Raw genomic sequence first — 1,750 nt, 5'->3', positions numbered from 1 at the left:
TCCCCCCGCGGCAAAATAGTTGTCGCCCCGATAGAAACTTGAATCTTTCCTGAATTCAAGTTTCGTAGATGGTGGTGGGTTGCCGTCGCCGAAGGCGACGGCCCCCTTGCCACCGATTTCCGCAACAAGGGGGCGATGATGAGAGAACAAGTTGGCTCGATACGGACAAGGTTTTAAGGACAGAGCGGTGGCGCGGTTGCTGCCGCCGGAGAGCGCCCCGCTGGAGGTGGTGGCTCGGGAGATTGGGGTGAGCACAGATACGTTGGAACGCTGGCGCGGTGAGGAACTGGCCAAGCCGGCGCGAGAACGCAGCTGGACGGCAGCGGCTCGGCTGGAGGCAGTCATTACCACGGCAGCCATGGACGAGGCCACCCGCAGCGCCTGGTGCCGCGAACACGGCGTGTATCCACAGCAACTACAGCAATGGCGTGACAGCGCAACGCAAGCGCTTGCCGAACCCGCGGAGAAGCGCGCCAGCCCGCAGCAGACCAAGGAAGACCGTCGGCGCATCAAGGAACTCGAGCGCGAGCTGCGCCGCAAGGACAAAGCGCTGGCTGAGACGGCAGCGCTGCTGGTGCTGTCAAAAAAAGTCGAGGCGATCTTCAACAAGAACAGAAGCGAGGACGAATGATCGGGCTCGAAGATCGCCAGACCCTGGCCCAGGACATTGAAGCGGCTCAACAGGCCGGTGCGCGGCTGGCGCAGGCCTGTGAGGTCGCCGGCATCGACGAGCGCAGCCTGCAGCGCTGGAAGGCCAACCATGGGCTCGTATCGGGTGATGGCAGACCCGGCGCGGTGCGGCCGACACCGGCCCACGCGCTGACACCCACCGAGCGCGAGCAGATTCTGCAGGTGGCCAACGAGCCGCGCTTTGCCGACATGCCCCCGGCGCGCATCGTCCCGATGCTGGCCGACGAAGGCGTGTATCTGGCCAGCGAATCGAGCTTCCAGCGCGTACTGCGCGAGCATGGGCAGAACCAGCACCGGGGCCGCGCCAAGGCACCGCGCAAGAGCCGCCCGCCAACCACGCATATCGCCACTGCACCGCGCCAGCTGTGGTGTTGGGACATGACGTACTTGCCTGCCGAGATCGTGGGGCGCTGGTTTTATTTGTACCTGATTCTGGACGTGTACAGCCGGAAGATCGTGGGCTTCGAAGTGCACGACAGTGACGACGCCGACCATGCGGCGCATCTGGTCAAGCGTACGGCGCTGGCCGAAGGCATCCATGCCATGGCGACCAGGCCGGTGCTGCACGGCGACAATGGCTCGACCCTCAAAGCCACGACTGTCCTGGCGATGTTGAACTGGCTGGGTGTCAAGCCTTCGTACTCGCGCCCGCGCGTGAGCGATGACAACGCCTACGTCGAAAGCCTGTTCCGCACGGCGAAGTACCGCCCCGAGTTCCCCGACAAGGGCTTTGCCAACCTCGATGAGGCTCGCCGCTGGGCTTCGCACTTCGTGCATTGGTACAACCATGATCACCGGCACAGTGGCATCCGCTACGTCAGTCCCGCCCAGCGTCATGCGGGTGAAGATGCCGCGATCCTTGCCGCCCGTCACGAGGTATATCTCCAGGCGCGAGAACGAAATCCGCGGCGCTGGTCGGGCGCCACCCGGAACTGGACGCCTATCGGCGCGGTAACACTGAACCCCGAGCGCGACTGCATCGTCAAAACGTATACGCGCTCGACCGATATAGAGCCATTGGCAGCATGACCGAGACGACAACTAGCTTGACTCGCGCCGA

Annotated in this window: 1 protein-coding gene; it reads left to right on the top strand. The window is 63.9% G+C overall.

Features of this window, described 5'->3' with window-relative positions; genetic code table 11:
• Window positions 1-151: 151 nt before the first annotated feature.
• A protein-coding gene (locus tag QZM67_RS39735; protein WP_089454866.1) for an IS3 family transposase occupies window positions 152-1,719 on the top strand; the annotation gives its coding sequence in 2 pieces (ribosomal slippage) (window positions 152-590 and window positions 590-1,719; 1,569 coding nt in all).
• The last annotated feature ends 31 nt before the right edge of the window (window positions 1,720-1,750 follow it).

This window comes from Burkholderia sp. AU45251 (assembly GCF_030482905.1).
Lineage (GTDB): Bacteria > Pseudomonadota > Gammaproteobacteria > Burkholderiales > Burkholderiaceae > Burkholderia > Burkholderia aenigmatica.
This window is presented reverse-complemented; position numbering and strand designations above follow the sequence as displayed.